Genomic DNA, 24,057 nt, shown 5'->3' with positions numbered 1-24,057 from the left:
ACACCCCTTTTTTGGCGACACGCTTCAAGCTTTTATTCGAAGCCGAGCGCTTTGATGCCGAGCCCCAGGTCGTTCTTGAGATCGCCGACGTCTTCCAGCCCCACCGCGATGCGGATCAGATTTTCGCTGATGCCGGAACGTTGTTTTTCTTCCTCCGCCACGCGCCCGTGGGTGGTGGTGGCCGGATGGGTAACGGTGGACTTCACGTCGCCCAGGTTGGCGGTGATGGAGAGCAGCCGGGTGGCGTCGATAAAGCGCCAGGCGGCCTGGCGGTCGCGCCGGCCGTCGCTGTCTTCCACTTCAATGGCGATCACCGCGCCGAACGCTTTCTGCTGGCGCTCGGCCAGGGCTTTCTGCGGGTGGCTGTCGAGGCCGGCATAGTGCACCCGGGCGATGCCCGGCTGCTGCTCCAGCCACTGCGCCAGTTGCAGGGCGTTTTCCGAATGCGCCTTCATGCGCAGGCCCAGGGTTTCCAGACCCTTGAGAAACACCCAGGCGTTGAACGGGCTCATGCAGGGGCCGGCGGAACGGACGAACCCGTGGATCTCCTTGAGGATCTCTTCGGGACCGACCACGGCGCCGCCCAGGCAGCGGCCCTGCCCGTCCAGATATTTGGTGGCGCTGTGAATCACCAGGTCCGCACCCAGTTCCAGCGGTTTCTGCAGCGCCGGGGTACAGAAGCAGTTATCAACGATCAGCAGCGCGCCGTTGTCATGGGCCAGTTTGGCCAGCGCTTCGATGTCGCCCACTTCCGAGAGCGGGTTAGACGGCGTTTCCAGATACAGCAGCTTGGTTTCCGGGCGAATCGCCGCGCGCCACTGATCCAGATCGTTCAGATCGACCAGGGTGGTGTCGATGTTGAACTTCTTCAGATAGCGGTCGTAGATCACATTGGTGGTGCCGAACACGCTGCGTGAACTGATCACGTGATCGCCGGGCGCCAGCAAGGTGAAGAAGGTGCTGCTGATCGCCGCCATGCCTGAGGCCAGCGCCACGCAGCTTTCGCCGCCTTCCATGGCCGCCAGGCGTTGCTCGAAGGAACGCACCGTGGGGTTGGTGAAACGCGAATAGACGTTACCCGGCTCCTCGCCGGAAAACCGGGCGGCGGCCTGGGCGGCGCTGTCGTAAACGAAGCTGGAAGTGAGGAAGATCGGATCCGAGTGCGACATTTCATCGGTGCGCAACTGCGCCCAGCGAATCGCCAGGGTGTCGGTATGCAGGTCGCGGGGATCCGGTGTGTCGCTCATCATTACCTCGGTGAGGGCGGCGGTGCCGCCCCTGGTTCAGTTGGAGTTATGCAGGTCGATCACTTCGTTGTCCGCCAGGGCGCGGGTTTTTTCCCGGCTTTTCTTGGCGTCGTCGTTGCGGCGCGTTTCCAGATCGGACAGATACTGGCCGTCGATATTACCGGCCAGATAGTGGCCGTTAAACACCGAACAATCAAACTCCTCGATGTCCGCGTTGCCTTCCTGGCAGGCGCTGACCAGATCTTCCAGATCCTGGTAGATCAGCTTGTCCGCGCCGATCAACTGACAGACTTCGTCGTCGCTGCGGTCGTGGGCGATCAGTTCGCCGGCGGACGGCATATCGATGCCGTACACATTGGGGTATTTCACCGCCGGCGCGGCGGAGGCGAAATACACCTTGCGGGCGCCCGCTTCACGGGCCATCTGGATGATTTCGTGGCAGGTGGTGCCGCGCACGATGGAGTCGTCCACCAGCAGCACGTTCTTGCCGGAGAATTCCAGCTCGATGGCGTTGAGCTTCTGGCGCACCGATTTCCGCCGCTGCTGCTGGCCGGGCATGATGAAGGTGCGGCCGATGTAGCGGTTCTTGATGAAGCCTTCGCGGTATTTGACGTTAAGCCGGTTGGCCATCTGCAGCGCCGAGGTGCGGCTGGTGTCCGGAATCGGGATCACCACGTCGATGTCGTGGTCCGGCCAGACGCGCTCCACTTTTTCCGCCAGCTTTTCGCCCATGCGCAGGCGTGCCTTGTAGACGGAAATATCGTCGATGATGGAATCCGGGCGGGCCAGATAGACCTGCTCGAAGATGCAGGGCGTGAGCTTGGGCTGATCGTGGCAGGAGCGGGTGTGCAGCTCCCCTTCCGAGGTGATGTAGATCGCTTCGCCGGGGGCCAGGTCGCGCACCAGTTGGAAGCCCAGCGACGACAACGCCACCGACTCGGACGCCACCATGTACTCGGGGCCGTGCTCGGTCTCTTTCTTGCCGAAACAGACCGGACGAATGCCGCGCGGGTCGCGGAACGCCAGGATGCCGTAGCCGGTGATCATCGCCACCACCGCGTAGGCGCCCTCGGCGCGCCGGTGCACCGCGGACACGGCGTCGAAGATGTCGTCCGGCTCCGGGCGCAGCTTGCCCTTGCCGCGCTCGTGCAGCTCGTGGGCGAACACATTCAACAGCACTTCGGAATCCGAGGTGGTGTTGATATGGCGCAGATCGGAACGGTAGAGGTGCTCGGCGAGCGCCTCGGAATTGGTCAGGTTGCCGTTATGGGCCAGGGTCAGGCCGTAGGGCGAGTTGACGTAGAACGGCTGCGCCTCCGCGGAGCTGGAGCTGCCGGCGGTGGGGTAACGCACGTGACCGATGCCCATGTTGCCGACCAGGCGGCGCATGTGGCGGTTGCGGAATACGTCCCGGACCATGCCGTTGTCCTTGCGCAGGAACAGCCGGTCCCCGTCGCAGGTGACGATGCCGGCGGCGTCCTGTCCCCGGTGCTGAAGAACCGTCAAAGCGTCATAAATCGCCTGGTTGACGTAGGAGTGGCCGACAATGCCAACAATGCCGCACATTTGCGTATCCTCGAGCTAGCTAAGCTTAGCTTCCGCTGACGTTCATAAGATAAGCGATCAGATCCCCGGCGAGACGGCGGGTCCAGTCCTCCAGCATGGCGAAATGCGGGACCAGAAGCGACTCGCGCCACCAGGCATCCTCGCTGAACAGATGGTGGCCCAGGGCCACCAATACAACCACCACCAGGGCGCCGCGCAAGGCGCCGAACACCATGCCCAGCAAACGGTCGGTGCCACTCAGGCCGGTCACGCGGATCAATTCACCGAGCAGGTGATTGATCAACGCGCCCACTATCAGGGTGACAGTGAACAACAGACCGAAGGCGACGGCCAGGCGCAGGCTGGGCGTCTCGATGGAATCGGCCAGGAGAACCTCCAGGGCCGGGCTGAACAGGCGGGCGACGATGAAGGCCGCCACCCAGGTGAGCAGGGAAAACGCTTCACGCGTGAAGCCACGACGCACACTGATCAGTGCCGAGGCGGCGATGATAAACAGAATGATGCCGTCTGCCAGATTCATGAACACGCGCGTGGTTAAAACAGGCCCGCGATTCTATCAGAGCGCCCGGGGCGGGCACAGGGCTTTATCGGCCCGGAATCGCTACGGCACAAAGGAGCGCACCAGCCCTTCCAGGGCGAAGGCCTTGTCGTCGGCCAGCCGCTGGCGCAGGGCTTCGGCCCGTTCGCGCTTGATCTCCGGGCCCACGAACACCCGTTGCCAGGTGTTGCCATCCTGGCGCACTTCACGGTGATAGGCGCTGTAGCCGGCCTCGCGCAGGCGCGCCACCAGCGCCTGGGCGTTGGCCACGTCGCTGAAACTGGCCACCTGCACGGTGAAGCCGGGTTGCGGGGTGTCCTGGGCGGCGGGTTGCGGTGCTTCATCGGCTGAAGGCTCTCCATTGGCTGAAGGCTCTTCCTCCACCACCGGAGGGGCCACCCGCGGCTCCGGTTCGGCGGCGGCCACCTGTTGCTGCTCTTCGTCGATCTGACGGTCGGTGGCGGCCTGCTCTTCCTCGCTGACCACCGGGGCGATGTCCGGCTCGCTGATGCGCGGCGCTTCCGGGATCGACATATCCAGGGCCAGGCGTACCTGTTCCGGCGTGCGCAGTACCAGCGGCGCCAGAATCGCGGCCAGCAGCAGCAACAGCAGCAGGCCGATCACACGTTGGCGAGTTCGCAAATGCACCGCTAGTCTCCCTGATCCATGGCGTTCAACGCCTCGGCGACGGTAAAGAAAGAGCCCAGAACCAGCACCTGATCGCCGGCGCTGCTGTCCGCGACGGCCTGATCCAGCGCCGCCGCCACGCTGTCGAAACGGTGCGCCACGGCGCTCTCGGGCAGCGCCCGGGCCAGCCGCCCGGTGTCCGCCGCGCGGCTCACCGCCGGGCGCGCCAGATACCACTCATCCACGTCGGCGGCGAACAGCGCCACCACCGCTTCCACCGGTTTGTCGGTCATCATGCCCAACACCAGGCGCCGGCGGCCGGCGTGGGCGGGCAGCCGCCCGCGCAGCCGGGTCAATGCTTCCAGATTATGCCCCACGTCGAGCACGCACTGCACGCCACGGTAACGGCGCACCTGGCAGCGGCCGACGAGACCGGTATCCGCCACCTGGTGGGGGGCGTCGTCCGCCGGTGGGAAACCGGCGGCCACCAGCGCCTGGCAGGCGGTGGCCAGGTTGTCCGCGCCCAGGCGCGGGGGCAGCGGCAATGGATAATGGCGTTGCCGTTGGCCGTCGCGGATCGACAAGCGGGCGGCCTCCACCTGGAACTCGCGGCCGGCTCTCAGCGGCACCGCCTTGAGGCGATCCAGTTCGGCGTCCAGGTTGGCGGGGGCGTTTTCCTCCCCGTACACCAGGGGCCGCCCTGCCCGGCCGATGCCGAGTTTCTCCACCGCCACTTTTTCGCGGGTGTCACCCAGCCAGTCGGTGTGGTCCAGGCCCACGGAGGTGACCACCGCCACGTCCGCGTCGACCAGATTGACCGCGTCCAGGCGGCCGCCCAGCCCCACTTCCAGAATCGCCAGGTCGGCGCCGCTGTGGCGGAACAGCCACAGCGCCGCCAGGGTGGTGAATTCGAAATAGGTCAGCGCGGTGTCGCCGCGGGCGGCGTCCACCTGCTCGAAGGCGGCGCACAGGGCGTCGTCGCTCACCGGGCCGTCGGGCAGCGTGATGCGTTCGTTGAAGCGTTGCAGATGGGGGGAGGTATAGACGCACACGCGGCGGCCGGCGGCGGCCGCCAGGGCGCGGGTGAGCGCCACCACCGAGCCCTTGCCGTTGGTGCCGGCGACGGTGATCACCGGCATCGGCAGGCTGGCCGCGCCGAGCGCTTCGGCCACCCGGCGCACCCGCTCCAGGCCCAGCTCGATCTCACTGGGGTGGAGTTTTTCAATGCGCGCCAGCCAGGCGTCCAGGCCGACGCTCATAGTTCGGCGGGTTCGGCCAGCGGCGCCCCGGTCAGATTGGCGAGAATGCGGTGCAGGGTGTCACGCATGTGCTGACGCTCGACGATCATGTCGATGGCGCCGTGCTCGAGCAGGAATTCACTGCGCTGGAAGCCTTCCGGCAGTTTCTGCCGCACGGTCTGCTCGATCACCCGCGGGCCGGCGAAGCCGATCAGCGCGTTGGGCTCGGCCACGTTGACGTCGCCGAGCATCGCCAGCGACGCGGACACGCCGCCGTAGACCGGATCGGTGAGCACGGAGATAAACGGCAGACCCGCTTCGCGCAGACGTTCCAGCGCGGCGGAGGTCTTGGCCATCTGCATCAGGGAGAACAGCGCTTCCTGCATGCGCGCCCCGCCGCTGGCGGCGAAACAGATCAGCGGCGTTTTGTGTTCCAAGCAGCTTTCCACCGCGCGCACGAAACGCTCGCCGACCACCGAGCCCATGGAGCCGCCCATGAAGCGGAATTCGAACGCCACCGCCACCACCGGCAAATCGTGGAGCTTGCCTTTCATGGCGATCAGCGCGTCCCGTTCCTGGGTCTCCTTCTGGGCCGCCACCAGGCGGTCCTTGTACTTCTTGGAGTCCTTGAACTTGAGCCGGTCCACCGGCGCCAGATCGGCGCCGATTTCGCTCATCGGGCCGTCGTCCAGGAACATCTTCAGCCGCTTGCGGGCGCCGACGCGCAGGTGGTGCTCGCATTTCGGGCACACTTCCAGATTGCGTTCCAGCTCCGGACGGTAGAGCACACTGTCGCAGCGCGGGCACTTGCGCCACAGACCCTCGGGAATGGTGCTGCGCCGGGTTTCCTGCGGGCGACGCACCGCGGGGAGGATCTTTTCCAGCCAGTTATTGCTCATCAGTCGGACCTCGTACGCTCAGCGCTCAGCGTTTACTGTTTATCCATGGCGGCACGCATGTCGGCGAGAATCGCCGCCACCGCGGGGGCGATGCGATCCGGGGTATCCACGTTTTCGGCGGACTGGTTGACCAGCGCACTGCCGACCACCACGCCGTCGGATACCTGGCTCACCGCCCGTGCCGATTGCGCGTCTTTGATACCAAAGCCCACGCCAATGGGCAATTGGGCAAGGTTGCGAATTGTTTCAACGCGGCGCGCCACTTCCTCCACGTTGAGGCTGGCGGAGCCGGTCACGCCTTTCAGCGACACGTAATACAGGTAGCCGCTGGCGGCGCCGGCGATGCGGCTGATCCGCGCGTCGGTGGTGGTCGGCGCGATCAGGAAGATCAGATCGACGCCGCGCGTCTTGAACAGCGGCGCCACCTCGTCGCACTCCTCCGGCGGCAGATCCACCAGCAGCACGCCGTCGACACCGGCGTCCACGCAGGCGTCGGCGAAGCGCTCATAACCCATGATCTCCACCGGGTTCAGGTAGCCCATCAGCACCACCGGCGTGGTGTCGTTGTCGCGGCGGAACTCGGTGACCATGGCCAGCACGTCACGCAGGCCGGTGCCGGCGGCCAGGGCCCGTTCACAGGCTTTCTGGATCACCGGGCCGTCGGCCATCGGGTCGGAGAACGGCACGCCCAGTTCGATCACGTCGGCGCCCGCCTCCACCATGGCGTGCATCACCGGCACGGTGACCGCCTTGGTCGGGTCGCCGGCGGTGATGTAAGGAATCAGGGCCTTACGCTGCTGCTCCTTGAGAGTGGCGAAGCAGGCTTCAATACGACTCATATCCTTCCCCGATCTTAAAAATGAATGCCGTCGATTTCCGCCACGGTGAGGATGTCTTTATCCCCGCGGCCCGACAGGTTGATGACGATGTCCTGGTCGGCGTCCATTTGCGGCGCCAGCTTACGGGCATAGGCGAGCGCATGGGCGGATTCCAGCGCCGGCATGATGCCCTCGATGCGGGTCAGCTCGCGGAACGCGGCCAGGGCCTCGTTATCGTCGGCGGACACGTAATGAACCCGGCCGATGTCCTTGAGCCAGGAGTGCTCGGGGCCCACCCCGGGGTAGTCGAGGCCGGCGGACACGGAATGGGTCTCGATGATCTGACCGTTGTCGTCTTCCATCAGGTAGGTGCGGTTGCCGTGCAACACACCCGGGCGCCCGGCGCTCAGCGGCGCCGCGTGGCGGCCGGTGTCGATGCCGTCACCGCCGGCTTCCACGCCGTACATGGCCACGTCCCGGTCGTCCAGGAACGGGTGGAACAGGCCGATGGCATTGGAGCCGCCGCCCACGCAGGCGACCAGGGCGTCCGGCAGCTTGCCGGCCTGCTTGAGGCTCTGCTCGCGCGCCTCGCGGCCGATCACGGACTGGAAGTCGCGCACCAGCATCGGGTACGGGTGCGGTCCCGCCACGGTGCCGATGATGTAGAAGGTGTCGTCCACGTTGGTGACCCAGTCGCGCATCGCCTCGTTCATGGCGTCCTTGAGGGTGCGCGAACCGGAGGTCACCGGCACAACGTTGGCGCCCAGCAGCTTCATGCGATAGACGTTGAGGCGTTGGCGGCGGATGTCTTCCTCGCCCATGAACACGTGGCACTCCAGGCCCAGGCGCGCGGCCACGGTGGCCGAGGCCACGCCGTGCTGGCCGGCGCCGGTTTCCGCGATCACCCGCTTCTTGCCCATGTGCTTGGCGAGCAGCGCCTGGCCGATGGTGTTGTTCACCTTGTGGGCGCCGGTGTGGTTGAGATCCTCGCGCTTGAGCCAGATGCGGGCGCCGCCGAGCTGTTTGGTCCAGCGCTCGGCCAGATACAGCGGCGAGGGCCGGCCCACGTAATGGGCCAGGTCGTAGTCGAAATCCGCCTGGAACTGGGGATCGTCCTTGAGGCGCCGGTACATGACATCCAGCTCGTCGAGGGCGGCCATCAGGGTTTCGGAGACGAAGCGTCCGCCGAAGCGTCCGAAATGACCGTTCTGATCGGGAAATGCCTTGTAATCGGGCCCACTGCTTTCAGAAGACTGTGTCACCGAATGCTCCTCGTCATGGTGCCTGCCAGTTTGAATAAAGGGGTCAGCCGCGCGCCGCGCGTATGAACGCGCTCACCGCGCCGGGGTCCTTGATGCCGCCCTGCCGGCGGCCGTCGACGCCGAGGACCTCCACGCCGCCGCTCACGTCCACGGCCCAGGGCCGTACCCGCCGCACCGCCTCGGCCACGTTGGCCGGGTCCAGGCCGCCGGCGAGCACCAGCGGCAGGGAGGGATCGGCGGGCAGCCGGTCCCAGTCGAACCGTTCGCCGGTGCCGCCGGGCACGCCGGGCACATAGCTGTCGACCAGCAGACCGCGGGCGCCGGCGGCGCCGTAGCGGTCCGCCTCGGCCCGGGGGTCCACCCCGTCGCGCATCCGCAGGGCCTTGATCCAGGGACGCTGGAAAGCGGCGCAGTATGCCGGCGATTCATCGCCGTGGAACTGCAGCATGTCCAGCGGTACCTGTTCCAGCAACGCGGCGATCTGCTCCGGCGGTGCGTCCACGAACAACCCCACGGTGGTCACGAACGGCGGCAAGGCGGCGACGATGTCGGCGGCCTGACGCGGGCTCACGTAGCGGGGGCTGGGCGGGTAAAACACCAGGCCGATGGCGTCGGCGCCGGCCCGCGCCGCGTGGCGCCCGTCGTCCGGCCGCGTGATGCCGCAAATTTTGACCCGGGGTATGTTCATTCGTTACCTATGATAACAGACCGTGGTGTTGAGGGCGTCAATTATGGGGCATCGGCACCGCCGCCGTCAGCCGCGTTCAGCGTGGTCAGCCACAGCGGGCCCAGCGGCGGACGCGGCAGCACGAACGGCTCCGGGTAGCCGATGTCGACCAGATACAGCCCGAACGGCGGCGCGGTGACGCCGCCCTTACGGCGGTCGCGGGCCTCAAGCACTTCACGGGCCCACACCGGCGGATGCTTGCCGGCGCCGATGCTCATCAGCACGCCGGCCATGTTGCGCACCATATGCATCAAGAAGGCGTTGCCCTCCACTTCCAGCACGATCAACGGACCCTGCCGGTGAATATGAAAGCGGCTGAGGGTTTTCACCGGTGACTTGGCCTGGCAGTGCACGCTCCGGTAGGAGGTGAAATCGTGGGTGCCGACCAGATAACGGCTTGCCTCGATCATGGCATCCACGTCCAGCGGCCGGTAGTTCCAGGTCACCTGGCGACGGAACAGCGCCGGCGGCGCGGCGTGGTTATAGATCACGTAGCGGTAGCGGCGCCGGTTGGCTTTGAAGCGGGCGTGGAAATCGTCCGGCACCGCTTGCGCCCACTGCACCGAGACGTCGTCGGGGAGAAAGCGGTTGGCGCCCATCACCCAGCTCTTCATGCCGCGGTCGGCGTCGGAATCAAAGTGGCAGACCTGGCCGGTGGCGTGCACGCCGGCGTCGGTGCGGCCGGCGCAGATCAGCGCCACCGGGTGGTTGGCCACCCGCGAGAGCGCCTTTTCCAGTTCTTCCTGGACGGTGCGCACGCCGGATTCCTGGGTCTGCCAGCCGTGGAAACCGGCGCCGTCGTATTCCACCGCCACTGCGATTCGCGTCATCAAGCCGTCCTAGCGGTCCGTAAAGCGAGCATTAAAAAGGGGGCGATACCTTAAGGCATCGCCCCCCGAACCGCCAGAGACGGCAACCGGCCGGTCTCAGCCGACGCGGGCGAGCAGCTCCTTGGCTTCGCCCTGCTGCTCGTCGCTGCCTTCGCTGAGCACCTCGTTGAGGATGTCCCGGGCGCCTTCAGCGTCGCCCATGTCGATATAGGCGCGGGCCAGATCCAGCTTGGTGGCGTTTTCGTCGGTTTCACCCAGGAAGTCGAAGTCATCGTCGTCGCCGAGCATGTCGTCGCTCACCTCACTGGTGTCCGCGGGCGGCGTGGCGGCCGTTTGCGGCTCGGGCTCGTATTCCGCCGCCGGCGCGTCGTCTTCACCGGCGTCGTCCAGTTCCAGATTCAGGTCGTCGAGGTCATCGGCGCCGGCATCCGGTTCGGTGCGCGGCGACGACGGCGCATCGTCTTCCAGGCTGAGATCGTCCAGGGACAGTTCCGTGTCGTCGTCTTCCAGGGACAGATCGGCCAGTTCGTCACCGGTGTCTTCCCCGGGCGAGGCTTCAGCCGGTGCCGGCGCGGGCTCGTCGACGCCGGTGCGGTCGTCGGTGAGCGACACATCCAGATCATCGAGTTCGAGGTCGTCGAAGTCGCCCAGGTCGTCGGCGCCACGCTCCGTGGAGGTGTCGCCATCGTCGTTGCCGGCGGGCGTTTCGGCGCTGTCCAGCGCGGCCAGCTCGTCATCGGTGAAGGCCACGTCGCCGTCGTTTTCGAAATCGTCCTCGAGGGAGAACGCCAGGCCGTCGTCTTCATCGTCGCCGGCGCGGTCATTGCCGTCGTCGAGTACCAGGTCGTCCAGCTCCAGTGGCGTCTCGTCGCGAAGCGGCCGGTTTTCCGGCTCTTCGTCCTCGAGGGTGAAGTCGAAGTCGTCCAGTTCCAGGCTGTCGTCCTGGTCGGTCTGTTCGGTTTCGGTCTGTTCCGTATCGGCCTGCTCGGATTGCTCGCGGCCGGCGGCGAACCCGGCCGCGGCGCCGGCCCCCGCCGCGGTGGCGGTGGCGGCATGGGAATAGCCGTCGCTGTCGTCCGGCTGATCCGACAGGTCGGACGCCAGATCCAGTTCCAGATCGTCCAGGGACAACTCGTCGTCGCCGCTGTCCGCGCTGGACGCGACGTAGGCGTTATCACCGTAATCGTGCTCGCCCGGATCGCCGCCAAGCCGTTTGATGGCGGCGTCCACCGCCGGACTGGTGCCGGCGAACGCGGTGGCCTGCTGGTGGAAACCGCGCTCGTCGTTGCTTTCGTGCAGCAGTTCCAGCAGGCGGATTTTCAGATCGCCGCGCTCCGGCGCCTGATTGATTTCATTACGCAGGAAGTCCACCGCCTGGGGGTACTGGCCGTAGGCCACATAGACGTCGGCCCGCTCCATCGGATCCATCTCGTCATCGGCGAGATCCTCTTCCAGGTCGGCGTCGTCGTGGGCGGCGGTTCCGGCCATCACCGGGGCTTCGAAATCGTCACCAAACCCGTTGTCGTCCTCTTCGTCGTGCTCGTCGCCGGCCGCGTTTTGACGGCGGCGCAGCGCCAGCAACAACAGAAGCAGCAAAACCGCCAGAGCGGCGCCCACCTACAGCAGGTTGTCGCGAATCAGGCCGACGATACCGCCGCCGCTGTCCGCCTGATCGGCGTTGGCCGGGCCGGAGCCCGACTGATCCGCGGAGGCCGGTTCCGGCTTTTCGGGCGGGGTCACGGTGGCGGTGCGGTCATCACCGCCGCCGCCCTGATCCGGCGACGGCCCGTCGCCGCCGCCGTTATGGCCCGGCGCGCCCAGCGCCGGTGCCGCGTCGTCGTCATCGCCAGCCGCGCCCGGCTGGTCGCCGGCGGCGTCGGCGCTATCGGTGCCGTCCGTATTTTCGGCGCCGCCGCTGTCCGCGCCGCCGGTGTCGGCGGTCATGTCGGGGGCGCTGTCCGCCGCCGGCTCGGGCTCTTCCAGCAGTGACGGGTCCACGTCCAGGTCCTGCTCTTCACGCAGCCGGCGCAGTTCCGCCTGCAGCGCGGCGATCTTCTCGCTGCGCATTTCCAGCAACTGCTGGCTGGTGCTGACCTGCTCGTCCAGCGCGTCCAGCCGGCTGCGCAGCTCGCTGTTTTCGCGGTTCAGGCGGTCCAGATTTTCATCGCGGATCGCCAGCTCGTTCTGCAGCGCGGCGGTATCGGCGTCGCCACTGCGGCCGCCGGTTGCGTCGCCGTCGCGCACGCCGCCCTCGCTGTCCGGACTCACCAGAGTGACCTGGCCCTGACCGTCGTCACCGCCGGCGACCTGATCACTGCGGTCGCGGCCGGTGGCGTCGATCGGCGCCCGCTGCGGCTGGCCCGCCGCCGGCTCGGGGCGCATGCCCCGCCATTCGCGGTTCTGCGTAGCCACCCGGGACAGGGCTTCACGGCTGGACACACGGCGCACCTGCTGCTCGGACGGAATGCGCAGCACCGCGCCTTCGCGCACCAGGTTCACGTTATCGTTGATAAAGGCGTCGGGATTGCGCTCCTGGATCGCCAGCATCATCTGCTGTACGGACACATCCGGGCTCGGGCGCTGCTGCCGGGCGATGCGCCACATGGTGTCGGATGCCCCGACCCGGTAAGTGCCGCTGTCACGTTCGGCCACTTCGCCGGCGCCGTCGCCGGGAGCCTCCGAGGGGGCCGGGCGGGTTTGCGGGCGCGTGGCCGGTTCGGCGGGGCGCTGGCGGGCCGGCTCGGAAGCGGGCTCGGGCCGGGTGGCCGGGCGTGGCGAGGGTTCGGAAACCGCGGGCTGCAGGCTGTCGCCGTCGTCCGCGTAGCTGGGCGGATCCAGCAGAACGGTGTATTCCCGCATCAGGCGGCCGGTGGGCCAGAGGAATTCCACCAGGAAATTAAGATAGGGTTCGCGTACCGGCTGACGGGAGCGGATGTGCAATACGCCGCTGTCGCCGCTCACGTCCACTTCGAACTTCAGATCGTTGAGGAAGTAGCCGCGGTCCACACCGGCGGCGTCGAACGCCTCCTGCGTGGCCAGGTTGGCGAGAATTTCGTCCTCGGACAGGCCGCCCAGATCGTGCAGTTCCACGGTCATGTCCAGCGGCTCGTTCAAATACGAGTTCAGCTCGTACTCACCCACCCCCAGTGCAGCCGCCAGCCCGGGCGCCATGGTCGCCAGAGCGATAAAGCCTATCCCAAGTTTTCGGAGCATTGATCGAACCCTTTACTTATTATCTTTCCCCGCCCTCTCAGCCGGCAGGCCGCCAAAATTATCCCGATGCGGTCTTTGAATGCCAAGAATCGCTATCGTGATTGTGCAGGAAATTACACCGGACACCTAGAAACTGCGTCACATAATCTCGGTAAGTATCCATTACAGATAGTCTTTTAGCAACTTCTCGACCAGCAGCACCGCGTTGTAGGCGGCGCCGGTTTTAATATTATCGGCCACCGTCCAGAAGCTTAAATCACCCTGCCCGTCGATGTCCTCGCGAACCCGTGCAATTCGCACGCCCAGGTCGGCGCGGATCTGCCGTACCGGGGAGGCGCCGTCGGCTTCGTCGTCGGCGTCCATTTGCAGCCCGGGGGCGTCCTGCCAGCAGGCTTCGGCCTGCGCCAGGGTGATCGGCATGGTGCCCTGCACCACCACGGTTTGAGACAGGCCGTGGAACACCGGCACCTGGACACAGCTTACGTCCACCGCCAGTTGCGGCTGGCCCAGAACCCGGCGCGCCTCCAGCATAAGTTTCAGCTCTTCGCTGGTGTAGCCGTTATCCTGACGGCGGCCGGCCATCGGCAGCATATTAAAGGCGTACTGGGACTCCGGCCCTTCGCTGGCCTCCAGGCCGTTCAACAGCCGCGCGCTCTGGCGCGCCAGGCGCTCCACGCCGACCCGTCCGGACGACGACGCACTCTGCATCTGCGTCACCGTGACCCGGGTCAGATCGCCCAGCGCCATCAGCGGTTTCAGCGCCAGCAGCAGCTGCACCGTGGCGGCGTCGGCGGCGGCCACGATGTTGCGTTCGCGGGCGGCGCCGAGCTGTTCGTCGTTGACCCCGGCGACCAGCAACGGCACGTCGGGCTCATAGCGGAACGCCGGCGACAGATCCAGCACCAGCGCGCCGGCGTCGGCGGCGCGCGGTGCCAGTTCCTGGGACACCGCCGCGCCGGCGGCGAACACCGCCAGCTGCACCCGTGAGAAATCGAAGTCCTCGGCTTTCCGTACCTGCAGGGATTTTTTTCCCACGCGCAGGCTTTTGCCTTCGCTGTTTTCCGAGGCCAGAACGAACAACTCGCCCACCGGCAGATCCCGATGGGCGAGTTGTTCGAGAATGGCCTCGCCCACCAGACCGGTGGCGCCCACCAGGGCGAGGTCAATACTCATCAGTGCTCCAACAAAATGCGCAGCATGCGGCGCAGCGGTTCCGCGGCGCCCCACAACAGCTGGTCGCCGACGGTGAAGGCGTTCAGGTATTCACCGCCCATGTTCAGTTTGCGCAGGCGCCCGACGGGTACCGTCAGGGTGCCGGTCACCGCCGTGGGGGTGAGGTCGCGCAGGGTGGCTTCCTTCTCGTTGGGGACCACTTTCACCCAATCGTTGGCCTGGCCGATCAGATCATAGATCTCATCCAGCGGCACATCCTTCTTGAGCTTCACGGTCAGCGCCTGGGCGTGGCAGCGCATGGCGCCGATGCGCACGCAAGTGCCGTCCAGGGGAATCGGGTGGTCGCCACGGCCAAGAATCTTGTTGGTCTCGGCCTGAGCTTTCCACTCTTCCTTGCTCTGACCGTTTTCCATTTCCTTATCGATCCACGGCAGCAGCGAGCCGGCCAGCGGGAAACCGAAGTGTTCACTGGGCAGACCCTGCCCGCGCATAGTGGCGGCCACCTTGCGGTCGATGTCCAGAATCGCGCTGGCCGGGTCGGCCAGTTCCGAGGTCACGTCGCCGTGGATGGCGCCCATCTGGGCGATCAGCTCACGCATGTGCTGGGCGCCGGAGCCGGACGCGGCCTGGTAGGTCTGGGCGCTGGTCCACTCCACCAGGTCGGCGTTGAACAGGCCGCCCATGGCCATCAGCATCAGGCTCACGGTGCAGTTGCCGCCGACGAAGTCACGGGTGCCTTTGTCCAGCGCCTGATCGATCACCTTGCGGTTGACCGGGTCCAGCACGATGACGCTGTCGTCGGACATGCGCAGCGCCGAGGCGGCGTCGATCCAGTAGCCTTTCCAGCCGGCTTCGCGGAGCTTGGGGTACACCTCGTTGGTGTAATCGCCGCCCTGGCAGGTGACGATCACGTCCAGGGCTTTCAGTTCGTCCACGCTCTTGGCGTCGCCCAGGGGCGGAATGTCCTTGCCCACGTCCGGGCCGGGCTGGCCCACCTGGGAGGTGGAAAAGAACACCGGTTCGATGTCCTGGAAATCATTTTCCGCGCGCATGCGGTCCATCAATACGGAACCGACCATGCCGCGCCAGCCGATAAAACCGACTTTATTCATTGAGACGAATCTCCTGAAAGGCCGTTGCCCTTCTCTATGAATGGATTACTGCGTTTAAAACCGCTCTTCAGCGGGGCTCAGACGCCGGCCAGTGCCTCGGCCACGGCGGAACCCATTTCCCCGGTGCTGACTTTCCGGGTGCCCTCGGTGTAAATATCGCCGGTCCGCAGACCTTGATCCAGGACCTTTTCCACCGCCGCTTCAATGGCGTCCGCCACATCGTCGCGCTGCAGGCTGTAACGCATCAACATGGCCAGCGACATAATCGTGGCGAGCGGCTTGGCGATGCCCTGGCCGGCGATGTCCGGCGCGGAACCGTGGCAGGGCTCGTAGAGACCTTTGCGGTTTTCGTCCAGGGACGCGGAGGGCAGCATGCCGATGGAGCCGGTGAGCATGGCGGCTTCATCGGAGAGGATGTCACCGAACAGATTACCGGTGACGATCACATCAAATTGTTTGGGCGCGCGCACCAGCTGCATGGCGGCGTTGTCCACGTACATGTGAGAGAGCTCGATCTCCGGGTAGGCCTTGGCTTCCTCGGTGACGACTTCTTTCCACAGTTCGGTGACTTCCAGCACATTGGCCTTGTCCACTGAACAGACGCGCTTGCCGCGCTGCATGGCCAGGTCGAAAGCAACCCGGGCGATGCGCTTCATTTCCGACTCGGAATACACGTAAGTGTTGAAGCCGACACGCTCGCCGTTCTCTTCCTTGATGCCGCGCGGCTGGCCGAAATAGATGCCGCCGGTCAGCTCGCGGACGATCAGAATGTCGAGGCCGGAGACCACTTCCGGCTTGAGGCTGGACGCGTCCGCCAGCTGCGGAAACAGAATCGCCGGACGCAGATTGGCGAACAGGCCCAGCGACGAGCGCAGGCGCAGCAGGCCGCGCTCGGGCCGCTTATCGCGTTCAATGTTGTCCCACTTGGGGCCGCCGATGCTGCCGAACAGAATGGCGTCGGCGGCGCGCGCCTTGGCCAGGGTGCTCTCGGGCAGCGGATCCCCTTCGGCGTCATAGGCGGCGCCGCCCACCAGGGCGTGGTCCAGCTCGATATCCAAGTCGAACCGTTTCTGCGCCGCCTTCAGCACGCGCAGCGCTTCGTCGACGATTTCCGGGCCGATACCATCGCCCGGCAACACCAGGATACTGCTCATTCACTTTCCTTAAACGTTGGGTTCACCCCGTTCAGAACAGGGTCTCGTCGTAGACGTTCATCACGCCGCTGCCCTGGGGCACCAGCACCGCGCTGTAGCGCTTGTCGCCCTCGCCTTCATCGACCAGGATCCGGTAATCACGGCCGGGCTCGAAATCATGGCTCAACGTACCGAAGCGCAAAAAGCCCTGGTGGTCGGCGAAGATTTCCACGCTGTGCTCGCCGGGTTCCACGAAGACGCGTTGCTCGCCGCCCTTCTCGGCCAGACGCTCACCGTCCACCTTGAAAATCGCCACGGTGCTTTCACCGGCGCCGGGCATCTGCCAGCCGCTGCTCTCTTCGTTACTGCCCAGCTGGCTTTCGATGCTCAGCCGCGCTCTCGGGTCGTCGTCACCCGGCGGGTGGTACATGGCGGTGCGGGTACAGCCGGTGACCGCCAGGGCCAGGACCAGCAACAGGCCAGCGCTACGAAATATCATCATGCCTCCTTGTTTTATTGTTTTTGCGGCTCCTGGAAAATCCAGGGCTCGGCGGCCAGCCGGCGGCTTTCGTATTCACGAATTGCATCGCTTTGCTGCAGCGTCAGGCCGATCTCGTCCAGGCCGTTGAGCAGGCAGTGTTTGCGAAATTCGTCGATCTCGAAGCCGATGGCCTCGCCATCCGGAGTCATCACCTGCTGATTCGCCAGATCGATGGTGAGCTGGAAATCGGTGCTTGCCGCTTCGGCTTTAAAAAGCCCATCAACGGTAGCTTCCGGCAACACAATCGGCAACAGGCCGTTTTTGAAGCAGTTATTGTAGAAAATATCCGCATAGCTGGGCGCGATAATCGCCCGGAAGCCGAAATCCATCAGCGCCCAGGGGGCGTGCTCGCGGCTTGAACCGCAGCCGAAGTTGCGGCGCGTGAGCAACACGCTGGCGCCCTGATACTGCGGCTTGTTGAGCACGAAATCCGGGTTTTTCGGGCGCTTTTCGTTGTCCTGGCCGGGAAAGCCCTCGTCCAGGTAGCGCCACTCGTCGAACAGGTTGGGGCCGAAGCCGGTCCGCTTGATCGACTTGAGAAACTGCTTGGGAATGATCTGGTCGGTGTCCACGTTGGCACGATCAAGCGGCGCCACCAAACCGGTGTATTTCACGAACTTTTCCATGGTACCGCTCCTAAGCCGTCTGATCCGCCGGGGCGAGATCGCGAATGTCCACGAAATGGCCGGCCACCGCCGCGGCCGCGGCCATCGCCGGGCTCACAAGGTGGGTGCGGCCGCCGTTGCCCTGGCGCCCCTCGAAGTTGCGGTTCGAGGTGGAGGCGCAGTGCTCGCCGGGCTGCAAGCGGTCCGGGTTCATGGCCAGACACATGGAGCAGCCGGGCTGGCGCCACTCGAAGCCGGCTTCGATAAAGATTTTGTCGAGCCCTTCCTTCTCGGCCTGCTGCTTGACCAGGCCGGAACCGGGCACCACCAGCACCTGCTTCACGGAATCCGCCTTTTTGTGGCCCTTGGCCACCTGGGCGGCGGCGCGCAGGTCCTCGATGCGCGAGTTGGTGCAGGAACCGATGAACACCCGGTCCAGCTTGATGTCGCTGGTGCGGATGCCGGGCTTGAGGCCCATGTACTGATAGGCCCGCTCCATGCCGGAACGCTTCACCTCATCGGCTTCGTCGGCCGGGTCCGGCAACACGCCGTCCACCGGCACCACCATTTCCGGGCTGGTGCCCCAGGACACCTGCGGGCGGATGTCGGCGGCGTCGATTTCCACCAGGGTGTCGAACTCGGCGTCCGGGTCGGACACCAGCCCGCGCCAGTAGGCCTCCGCCTTGTCCCAGTCCGCGCCCTTGGGCGCGCCGGGACGACCGCGCACGTAGTCGATGGTGGTGTCGTCCACCGCCACCATGCCGGCGCGGGCGCCCGCTTCGATGGACATGTTGCACACCGTCATGCGCCCTTCCAGGCTCAGCGAGCGGATCGCGCTGCCGGCGAACTCGATGGCGTGGCCGTTGCCACCGGCGGTGCCGATCACACCGATGATGTGCAACACCACGTCCTTGGCGGTGACGCCGGGGCCGAGCTCGCCTTCCACGCGCACCTGCATGTTCTTCATTTTCTGCGCCACCAGGGTCTGGGTGGCGAGCACATGCTCCACTTCACTGGTGCCGATGCCGTGGGCGAGACAGCCCAGGGCGCCGTTGGTGGAGGTGTGGGAATCGCCGCAGACCACCGTCATGCCGGGCAACACCGCGCCCTGCTCCGGCGCCATCACGTGTACGATACCCTGGCGCACATCACCGATGCCGTATTCGGTGATGCCGAACTGGCGGGTGTTGTCCTGCAGCGTCTGCACCTGGATGCGCGAGGTGTCGTCGACGATGTCCGAGGCGTTGTTGAACGGCGTGGTCGGCACATTGTGGTCGATGGTCGCCACCGACGCGCCCGACCGCCACGGCTGACGACCGGCCAGGCGCAGCCCCTCGAAGGCCTGCGGCGAGGTCACTTCGTGGATGATCTGACGATCAATGTAAATCAACGCGGAGCCGTCCTCGCGTTCGGTCACGAGGTGGGCGTCCCACAACTTGTCGTAGAGTGTCTTGCCTGCCATAACCTGTTCTCCAATTGATAGCCACACCTTACGCAGGGCTTTTCGATAATTCCAATTCATAATTTTTATGTTTAGGATTCCAGAAGGTTATCTGAATTCCCGGAGGCGCCATCCATGGACACCCAAGCCCTGACCGCTTTCCTGGCGGTGGCGGAGAGCGGCTCCTTCTCCACCGCGGCGGAACGGCTGTTTCTCACTCAACCGGCGGTGAGCAAACGCATCGCCCAGCTGGAGCAGCAGCTCGGCACCCGCCTGTTCGACCGGGTGGGCCGGCGCATCCGCCTCACCGAGGCGGGCGAAGCGCTGCTGCCCCGCGCCCGCCAGGTGCTGCTCGACCTGGAAGACATGAGCCGGGCGATCAGCAATTTGACCGGCACGGTGTCCGGCACCCTGCGCATCGGCACCAGCCACCATATCGGCCTGCACCGGCTGCCGCCGGTGCTGCGCCGCTTTTCCCGCGAATACCCGGACGTGAAACTGGACATCCATTTCATCGATTCGGAGGAAGCCTGGGAAGCGGTGCTGCACGGCGACCTGGAGATGGGCGTGGTCACCCTGCCCCCGCAGCCGGACCCGCGCCTGCACAGCCAGGCGGTGTGGCAGGACCCGCTGGTGTTCATGGCCGCGCCGGAGCACCCGCTGGCGCGTCTCGACCGCGTGACCCTGGAGACCCTCACCGGCTACAGCGCCATCCTGCCCTCGCCGGTGACCTTCACCCGGCGCATCGTGGAAAGTCTGTTCGAGGAACAGGCGCTGACCCTGAACATCTCCATGTCCACCAACTATCTGGAAACCATCCATATGATGGCGTCCATCGGCCTGGGCTGGAGCGTGCTGCCGGAAACCATGCTCGATGACAGCGTGGTGCGCCTGAACGTGGACACCGCCCTGCCGGTGCGCCGCCTGGGCGTGGTCACCCACCCGGGCCGCAGCCGCTCCAACGCCGCCGGTGCCTTTCTGGATATTCTCAACAGCGGCGGTTGAGCAGCCAGCGCCACACCACCAGCGCCGCCACCGCCGCCGTGGCGGCCGCCACCAGAAAGCTGTCCGCGCCCCAGCGGGCCCAGTACAGGCCGCTGAGGCCGGCGCCCAGCGCCCAGCCGGCCCCGTAGCCGAGGCTGGAGTACAGCGCCTGGCCCTGGCCGGCGTGGGCTTCGCCGAAGGTGTCCTGCACCCAGGCGATGCTGGCGGCGTGGAAGCTGCCGTAGCTGGCCGCGTGCAGCAGCTGGGCGGGCACCAGCCACCACAGATCGGCGCCGCAAAGCGCGATGATCAGCCAGCGCAGCACCGCCAGCAGCAGGCTGACGAACAGCACCCGGGCCAGAGCGAAGCGGCGCATCAGCCGGTGCATGATCAGAAAGATGCCGACCTCGGCGGCCACGCCCAGCGCCCACAGCACGCCCACGGTGAACTTGCGGAACCCCAGGTCTTCCAGGTGAATGCTGTAGAAGGTGTAGTACGGCCCGTGGGACGCCTGCATCAGAAAAGAAGCAAGGATGAACGCCTGCACGTCGCGCCGGCGCAGCAGGGCCCGCACGCCGCCGGGCCGGGCACGGGGCTGCTCGGCGCCCCCTGAGGGCAGCGATTGCGTGGTCAGCCACAGCAGCCACAGCAGCGCGGACATCACCCAGGGCAGCAGATCGATGGGCAGATGATCCAGTGCCCAGCCCACCAGCAGCACCGCGCCGATAAAACCGAGCGACCCCCACAGCCGCACATGGCTGTAGCGGTGCGCCTGGTCGCCGAGCGTGCGCAGGGTGATCACCTCGAACTGGGCCAGCACCGCGTTCCAGAAGAAACTGAAGGTGGCGAGCAGGATCGCCATGCTCCACACCTGGTCGACCCAGAACACCGGCAGGAACGCCAACGCGGCGGCCAGGTTGCCAAGACGGATAATGCGCAGCCGGGCCCCGGTGCGGTCGGCCAGCCAGCCCCACAGGTTGGGCGCGCCGATCTTGGTGATCTGCGGCACCGCCATCAGCACGCCGATGGCGAACGGGCTGAAGCCCAGGTCTTTCAGGTACAGCGACCAGTACGGCACCAGGGTGCCGAGCAGGCCGAAGTAGAGGAAATAGAACCCGGACAGGCGCCAGTAAAACGGCATACGGCGCCCCTTGCTCAGAATCCGCCGGGAATCGGCGCCAGCGGCGGCGTCACGTCTCCGTTCTGGCCGCGATGGCGCAGGTAATGGTCCATCAGCACCAGCGCCAGCATGGCTTCGGCGATGGGCGTGGCGCGCACCCCCACGCAGGGGTCATGGCGGCCCTTGGTGACCACTTCGGTGGCCTCGCCGCGCAGATTGATGCTGCGCCCGGGGATGGTGATGCTGGAGGTGGGCTTGAGCGCCATGCTGGCGCGCACGATCTGCCCGGAGGTGATGCCGCCCAGCACGCCGCCGGCGTGGTTGCTGGCGAAGCCCTCGGGTGTCATCTCGTCGCGGTGTTCCTCGCCGCGCTGGTTGACCACCTGGAAGCCGTCGCCGATCTCCACGCCTTTGACCGCGTTGATCGACATCAGCGCCTTGGCCAGATCCGCGTCCAGACGGTCGAACACCGGTTCGCCCCAGCCCGGCGGCACGCCTTCGGCGAACACCGTCACCCGCGCGCCGATGGACGAGCCGTCCTTGCGCAGGTCGTTGATCAGCTGTTCCAGGGCCGGCACCTTGTCCGCGTCCGGGAAGAAGAACGGGTTGTCGTTGACGCTGTGCCAGTCGAACCGCTCGGCGCGGATGGTGCCGATCTGCTCGACGCCACCGTAAATGCGCACGCCGACACGCTGCTCCAGATACTTGCGGGCGATGGCGCCGGCGGCCACGCGCATGGCGGTTTCGCGGGCCGAGGAACGCCCCCCGCCGCGGTAATCGCGGAAGCCGTATTTCTGGGTGTAGGTGTAGTCCGCGTGGCCGGGCCGGAAGGTCTCGGCGATGTTGCTGTAATCCTTGGACTTCTGATCGGTGTTCTCGATCAGCAGGCCGATCGAGGTGCCGGTGGTTTTGCCCTCGAACACCCCGGACAGGATGCGCACCTGGTCGGGTTCCTTGCGCTGGGTGGTGTAGCGGCTGGTGCCCGGCTTGCGGCGGTCCAGCTCGCCCTGCAGGTCCGCCTCGCTGATCTCCAGACCCGGCGGGCAGCCTTCCACCACCGCGCCCAGCGCGACGCCGTGACTTTCACCGAAAGTGGTGACGCGAAAGCGTTCACCGAAACTGTTCCCAGACATAGTGCTCCTCAGGCGCCTCAGGCGGCGATAAACCGATCCCGGAATTCTAGCAGTTGGCGGCGGTCCAGCATGAAAACGCCATGCCCGCCGCGTTCAAATTCAAACCACAGGAACGGCACGTCCGGCCACAGGGCCGCCATGTGCCGGTCACTGTTACCCACCTCGACGATCAGCACGCCGTCCTCGGAGAGCCGCTCGGCGGCGCCGGCCAGCAGGCGGCGGGTGAAATCCAGGCCGTCGTGCCCCGACGCCAGCGCCAGTTCCGGCTCGTGGCGGTATTCGTCGGGCATCGCGGCCAGGTCCTCCGCGTCCACGTAGGGCGGGTTGGAGATAATCAGGTCGTAGGGGCCGTCCAGCCCGTCCAGGCCGTCCGCCTGCACCGCCGTGACCCGGTCGGCGAGACCGTGCTCGTCGATATTGCGCCGGCACACCGCCAGCGCCTGTTCGGAGATGTCGCTGGCGTCCACCCGCGCGTCGGGCAGCGCGTGGGCGCAGGCGATGGCGATGCAGCCGCTGCCGGTGCACAGATCCAGCACCCGGCCGACCCGCTCCGGCGCCAGCCAGGGCTGGAAGCCCGCCTCGATCAGCTCCGCCAGCGGCGAACGCGGGATCAGCACCCGTTCATCGACGAAAAACGGCAGCCCGCAGAACCAGGCCTGCCCGGTCAGATACGGCACCGGCACCCGCTCGTTGGCGCGCTTTACCAGCAGCGCCACATAGCGGTCGACCTCGTCCGGCAGCAGCCGCGCGTCGAGCATGCGCGGGTCGGTGTCCAGGGGCAGCGCCAGCACGTGCAGCAACAGCGCCAGGCATTCATCGCCGTGGTCGTCGGTGCCGTGGCCCAGATAGACCCCGGCGCGGCGCAGGGCGGATTCCCCCCAACGCAGACAATCACGGGGGGTCTTGAGGGTGGCCAGGGCCTGTTGCTGTTCGCGGGGTTCAATCACGTCTTGGCTCCAAACGGGCGCGAAAGAGTACCACATTCTGCCACAGGGGGAGGCCCGGCGCGCCGCCGGCGGCATCGTCACAGCACTGACATGCGCCCTTGCCATGCTGGTTCCGGCACTGAAACGTGAATACAGATGACATTATCGGGAAACCTGTTAAATTGCGCTTTCCAGGCAATCGAGGCTTTCATGCGAACTTGGCTCTTCAAGACCGAACCGCACGACTTCAGCATCCGCGACCTGCGTGATGCCCCCGACCAGATGACCGGTTGGGACGGCGTGCGCAATTACCAGGCCCGCAACCGGCTGCGCGACGAGATCCAGGACGGCGACCGGGTACTGATCTACCATTCCCGCGGACGCAATCCGTCGATTGTCGGTGAAGCCCAGGTGGTGTCCGGCCCCTACCCGGATCCCACCCAGTTCAAGCCTGACCACCCCGGCTTCGACGCGCGCAGCAGCGAGGACATGCCGCGCTGGTTCCAGGTCGACCTGCGCTTCGTGGCGCTCTACCAGACCCCGCTGAGCCTCGCCGACATGCGCGAAGTGCCGGAGTTCGCGGACATGGAGCTGCTGGTGCACCCGCGCCTGTCGATCCAGCACATCACCGACCGTCAGTACCAGCAGATCATCGCCCGCTGCGAGCCCGAGCTCGCCGCCCGCTCCCCGCTGATCCCCGCCTTTACCTAAAGCCCGAGCTATGGCTCCGTAGCCCGGTTCGGTCTCGGTGCCCGCGAGAGGGGCGAAGCCCCGGCAGGATCCCAAAGACCTTTCTCTCCAGAAAGCCCGCACCGGGATCGGGTGGGCCCGTCCAGGACACGCCACGAGTACATCCATGTAGGCTCGGCCGGGCGGCGGACCGCTTTGGCGATCCCTGGCCAAACACGGTCCTGGACGGGCCCA

At 66.1% G+C, this 24,057-nt stretch carries 23 protein-coding genes; 2 read left to right on the top strand and 21 right to left on the bottom strand.

Translation table 11 applies throughout. The annotated features are described in order from the left end of the window. Positions 1–32 precede the first annotated feature (32 nt). The 18 genes from ACEQZD_RS14965 to leuC form a co-directional block, all read right to left on the bottom strand. A complete protein-coding gene (locus ACEQZD_RS14965) occupies positions 33–1,247 on the bottom strand; it encodes an O-succinylhomoserine sulfhydrylase (RefSeq protein ID WP_194856689.1) in 1,215 nt (404 codons plus the stop codon). A gap of 36 nt (positions 1,248–1,283) precedes the next feature. Next, the gene (purF, locus tag ACEQZD_RS14960) at positions 1,284–2,813 is read right to left on the bottom strand and encodes an amidophosphoribosyltransferase (RefSeq protein ID WP_142949277.1); all 1,530 of its coding nucleotides are present in this window, start codon (positions 2,811–2,813) and stop codon (positions 1,284–1,286) included. 25 nt (positions 2,814–2,838) lie between these two features. Next, a complete protein-coding gene (locus ACEQZD_RS14955) occupies positions 2,839–3,333 on the bottom strand; it encodes a CvpA family protein (RefSeq protein ID WP_067605387.1) in 495 nt (164 codons plus the stop codon). 81 nt (positions 3,334–3,414) lie between these two features. Next, complete coding sequence (locus ACEQZD_RS14950) at positions 3,415–3,999, bottom strand: SPOR domain-containing protein (RefSeq protein ID WP_370186372.1); 585 nt, start codon at positions 3,997–3,999, stop codon at positions 3,415–3,417. Positions 4,000–4,001: 2 nt separating this feature from the next. Then, positions 4,002–5,237, bottom strand: coding sequence for a folylpolyglutamate synthase/dihydrofolate synthase family protein (locus ACEQZD_RS14945; protein ID WP_370186370.1), 1,236 nt, complete (start codon positions 5,235–5,237; stop codon positions 4,002–4,004). Further along, positions 5,234–6,115, bottom strand: a complete 882-nt coding sequence (gene accD, locus ACEQZD_RS14940) for an acetyl-CoA carboxylase, carboxyltransferase subunit beta (protein ID WP_142949280.1) — start codon at positions 6,113–6,115, stop codon at positions 5,234–5,236. The genes ACEQZD_RS14945 and accD overlap by 4 nt, the downstream gene beginning before the upstream one ends. 32 nt (positions 6,116–6,147) lie before the next feature. Next, positions 6,148–6,954, bottom strand: coding sequence for a tryptophan synthase subunit alpha (gene trpA, locus ACEQZD_RS14935; RefSeq protein WP_142949281.1), 807 nt, complete (start codon positions 6,952–6,954; stop codon positions 6,148–6,150). A 14-nt stretch (positions 6,955–6,968) separates the two neighbouring features. After that, complete coding sequence (gene trpB / locus ACEQZD_RS14930) at positions 6,969–8,195, bottom strand: tryptophan synthase subunit beta (RefSeq protein WP_142949282.1); 1,227 nt, start codon at positions 8,193–8,195, stop codon at positions 6,969–6,971. A 43-nt stretch (positions 8,196–8,238) separates the two neighbouring features. Then, positions 8,239–8,883, bottom strand: a complete 645-nt coding sequence (locus ACEQZD_RS14925) for a phosphoribosylanthranilate isomerase (protein WP_370186368.1) — start codon at positions 8,881–8,883, stop codon at positions 8,239–8,241. A 41-nt stretch (positions 8,884–8,924) separates the two neighbouring features. After that, positions 8,925–9,752 carry a tRNA pseudouridine(38-40) synthase TruA gene (gene truA, locus ACEQZD_RS14920; protein ID WP_370186367.1) on the bottom strand — a complete coding sequence of 276 codons (828 nt, stop codon included), beginning with the start codon at positions 9,750–9,752 and terminating at the stop codon, positions 8,925–8,927. A 96-nt stretch (positions 9,753–9,848) separates the two neighbouring features. Further along, positions 9,849–11,348, bottom strand: a complete 1,500-nt coding sequence (locus ACEQZD_RS14915) for a FimV/HubP family polar landmark protein (RefSeq protein WP_370186365.1) — start codon at positions 11,346–11,348, stop codon at positions 9,849–9,851. A gap of 21 nt (positions 11,349–11,369) precedes the next feature. Then, positions 11,370–12,965 carry a FimV family protein gene (locus ACEQZD_RS14910; protein WP_370186363.1) on the bottom strand — a complete coding sequence of 532 codons (1,596 nt, stop codon included), beginning with the start codon at positions 12,963–12,965 and terminating at the stop codon, positions 11,370–11,372. A gap of 162 nt (positions 12,966–13,127) precedes the next feature. Beyond that, entirely contained in the window at positions 13,128–14,138 is a 1,011-nt protein-coding gene (locus tag ACEQZD_RS14905) for an aspartate-semialdehyde dehydrogenase (protein ID WP_142949286.1), read from the bottom strand. Then, positions 14,138–15,250 carry an aspartate-semialdehyde dehydrogenase gene (gene asd / locus ACEQZD_RS14900; RefSeq protein WP_370186361.1) on the bottom strand — a complete coding sequence of 371 codons (1,113 nt, stop codon included), beginning with the start codon at positions 15,248–15,250 and terminating at the stop codon, positions 14,138–14,140. Before asd ends, ACEQZD_RS14905 begins: the two co-directional genes overlap by 1 nt. Before the next feature lie 77 nt (positions 15,251–15,327). After that, the gene (gene leuB, locus ACEQZD_RS14895) at positions 15,328–16,404 is read right to left on the bottom strand and encodes a 3-isopropylmalate dehydrogenase (protein WP_370186359.1); all 1,077 of its coding nucleotides are present in this window, start codon (positions 16,402–16,404) and stop codon (positions 15,328–15,330) included. 31 nt (positions 16,405–16,435) lie between these two features. After that, on the bottom strand, positions 16,436–16,882 hold the full coding sequence (locus tag ACEQZD_RS14890) for a hypothetical protein (protein ID WP_142949289.1): 447 nt from the start codon (positions 16,880–16,882) through the stop codon (positions 16,436–16,438). A 14-nt stretch (positions 16,883–16,896) separates the two neighbouring features. Then, a complete protein-coding gene (gene leuD, locus ACEQZD_RS14885) occupies positions 16,897–17,550 on the bottom strand; it encodes a 3-isopropylmalate dehydratase small subunit (RefSeq protein ID WP_142949290.1) in 654 nt (217 codons plus the stop codon). A gap of 10 nt (positions 17,551–17,560) precedes the next feature. Then, entirely contained in the window at positions 17,561–18,991 is a 1,431-nt protein-coding gene (gene leuC, locus ACEQZD_RS14880) for a 3-isopropylmalate dehydratase large subunit (protein ID WP_142949291.1), read from the bottom strand. Positions 18,992–19,105: 114 nt separating this feature from the next. On the opposite strand from leuC, the gene ACEQZD_RS14875 reads away from it, so the two are divergent. Next, entirely contained in the window at positions 19,106–19,975 is an 870-nt protein-coding gene (locus ACEQZD_RS14875) for a LysR family transcriptional regulator (RefSeq protein WP_370186356.1), read from the top strand. Here the strand turns inward: ACEQZD_RS14875 and ACEQZD_RS14870 are convergent. From ACEQZD_RS14870 to prmB, 3 genes are read right to left on the bottom strand one after another with little or no spacing between them, the layout of a single operon-like run. After that, positions 19,959–21,095 carry an MFS transporter gene (locus ACEQZD_RS14870; RefSeq protein ID WP_335628429.1) on the bottom strand — a complete coding sequence of 379 codons (1,137 nt, stop codon included), beginning with the start codon at positions 21,093–21,095 and terminating at the stop codon, positions 19,959–19,961. The two genes, ACEQZD_RS14875 and ACEQZD_RS14870, sit on opposite strands and share 17 nt — an antisense overlap. Before the next feature lie 14 nt (positions 21,096–21,109). Further along, entirely contained in the window at positions 21,110–22,207 is a 1,098-nt protein-coding gene (aroC, locus tag ACEQZD_RS14865) for a chorismate synthase (protein ID WP_370186354.1), read from the bottom strand. 17 nt (positions 22,208–22,224) lie between these two features. After that, positions 22,225–23,154 carry a 50S ribosomal protein L3 N(5)-glutamine methyltransferase gene (gene prmB / locus ACEQZD_RS14860; protein ID WP_370186353.1) on the bottom strand — a complete coding sequence of 310 codons (930 nt, stop codon included), beginning with the start codon at positions 23,152–23,154 and terminating at the stop codon, positions 22,225–22,227. Positions 23,155–23,343: 189 nt separating this feature from the next. On the opposite strand from prmB, the gene ACEQZD_RS14855 reads away from it, so the two are divergent. Continuing rightward, positions 23,344–23,844 carry an EVE domain-containing protein gene (locus ACEQZD_RS14855; RefSeq protein WP_370186351.1) on the top strand — a complete coding sequence of 167 codons (501 nt, stop codon included), beginning with the start codon at positions 23,344–23,346 and terminating at the stop codon, positions 23,842–23,844. Positions 23,845–24,057: the final 213 nt, after the last annotated feature.

The organism is Alloalcanivorax sp. (assembly GCF_964221125.1).
Lineage (GTDB): Bacteria > Pseudomonadota > Gammaproteobacteria > Pseudomonadales > Alcanivoracaceae > Alloalcanivorax > Alloalcanivorax venustensis.
This window is presented reverse-complemented; position numbering and strand designations above follow the sequence as displayed.

What these genes read in the sequence shown, in the direction of transcription:
- leuB (WP_370186359.1), bottom strand. Translation starts at nt 16,404, where the DNA reads ATGAGCAGTATCCTGGTGTTGCCGGGCGATGGTATCGGCCCGGAAATC.
- ACEQZD_RS14925 (WP_370186368.1), bottom strand. Translation starts at nt 8,883, where the DNA reads ATGAACATACCCCGGGTCAAAATTTGCGGCATCACGCGGCCGGACGAC.
- ACEQZD_RS14910 (WP_370186363.1), bottom strand. Translation starts at nt 12,965, where the DNA reads ATGCTCCGAAAACTTGGGATAGGCTTTATCGCTCTGGCGACCATGGCG.
- aroC (WP_370186354.1), bottom strand. Translation starts at nt 22,207, where the DNA reads ATGTCTGGGAACAGTTTCGGTGAACGCTTTCGCGTCACCACTTTCGGT.
- ACEQZD_RS14905 (WP_142949286.1), bottom strand. Translation starts at nt 14,138, where the DNA reads ATGAGTATTGACCTCGCCCTGGTGGGCGCCACCGGTCTGGTGGGCGAG.
- ACEQZD_RS14965 (WP_194856689.1), bottom strand. Translation starts at nt 1,247, where the DNA reads ATGAGCGACACACCGGATCCCCGCGACCTGCATACCGACACCCTGGCG.
- leuC (WP_142949291.1), bottom strand. Translation starts at nt 18,991, where the DNA reads ATGGCAGGCAAGACACTCTACGACAAGTTGTGGGACGCCCACCTCGTG.
- ACEQZD_RS14890 (WP_142949289.1), bottom strand. Translation starts at nt 16,882, where the DNA reads ATGATATTTCGTAGCGCTGGCCTGTTGCTGGTCCTGGCCCTGGCGGTC.
- leuD (WP_142949290.1), bottom strand. Translation starts at nt 17,550, where the DNA reads ATGGAAAAGTTCGTGAAATACACCGGTTTGGTGGCGCCGCTTGATCGT.
- trpA (WP_142949281.1), bottom strand. Translation starts at nt 6,954, where the DNA reads ATGAGTCGTATTGAAGCCTGCTTCGCCACTCTCAAGGAGCAGCAGCGT.
- truA (WP_370186367.1), bottom strand. Translation starts at nt 9,752, where the DNA reads ATGACGCGAATCGCAGTGGCGGTGGAATACGACGGCGCCGGTTTCCAC.
- ACEQZD_RS14855 (WP_370186351.1), top strand. Translation starts at nt 23,344, where the DNA reads ATGCGAACTTGGCTCTTCAAGACCGAACCGCACGACTTCAGCATCCGC.
- accD (WP_142949280.1), bottom strand. Translation starts at nt 6,115, where the DNA reads ATGAGCAATAACTGGCTGGAAAAGATCCTCCCCGCGGTGCGTCGCCCG.
- ACEQZD_RS14945 (WP_370186370.1), bottom strand. Translation starts at nt 5,237, where the DNA reads ATGAGCGTCGGCCTGGACGCCTGGCTGGCGCGCATTGAAAAACTCCAC.
- ACEQZD_RS14870 (WP_335628429.1), bottom strand. Translation starts at nt 21,095, where the DNA reads ATGCCGTTTTACTGGCGCCTGTCCGGGTTCTATTTCCTCTACTTCGGC.
- asd (WP_370186361.1), bottom strand. Translation starts at nt 15,250, where the DNA reads ATGAATAAAGTCGGTTTTATCGGCTGGCGCGGCATGGTCGGTTCCGTA.
- ACEQZD_RS14955 (WP_067605387.1), bottom strand. Translation starts at nt 3,333, where the DNA reads ATGAATCTGGCAGACGGCATCATTCTGTTTATCATCGCCGCCTCGGCA.
- ACEQZD_RS14875 (WP_370186356.1), top strand. Translation starts at nt 19,106, where the DNA reads ATGGACACCCAAGCCCTGACCGCTTTCCTGGCGGTGGCGGAGAGCGGC.
- purF (WP_142949277.1), bottom strand. Translation starts at nt 2,813, where the DNA reads ATGTGCGGCATTGTTGGCATTGTCGGCCACTCCTACGTCAACCAGGCG.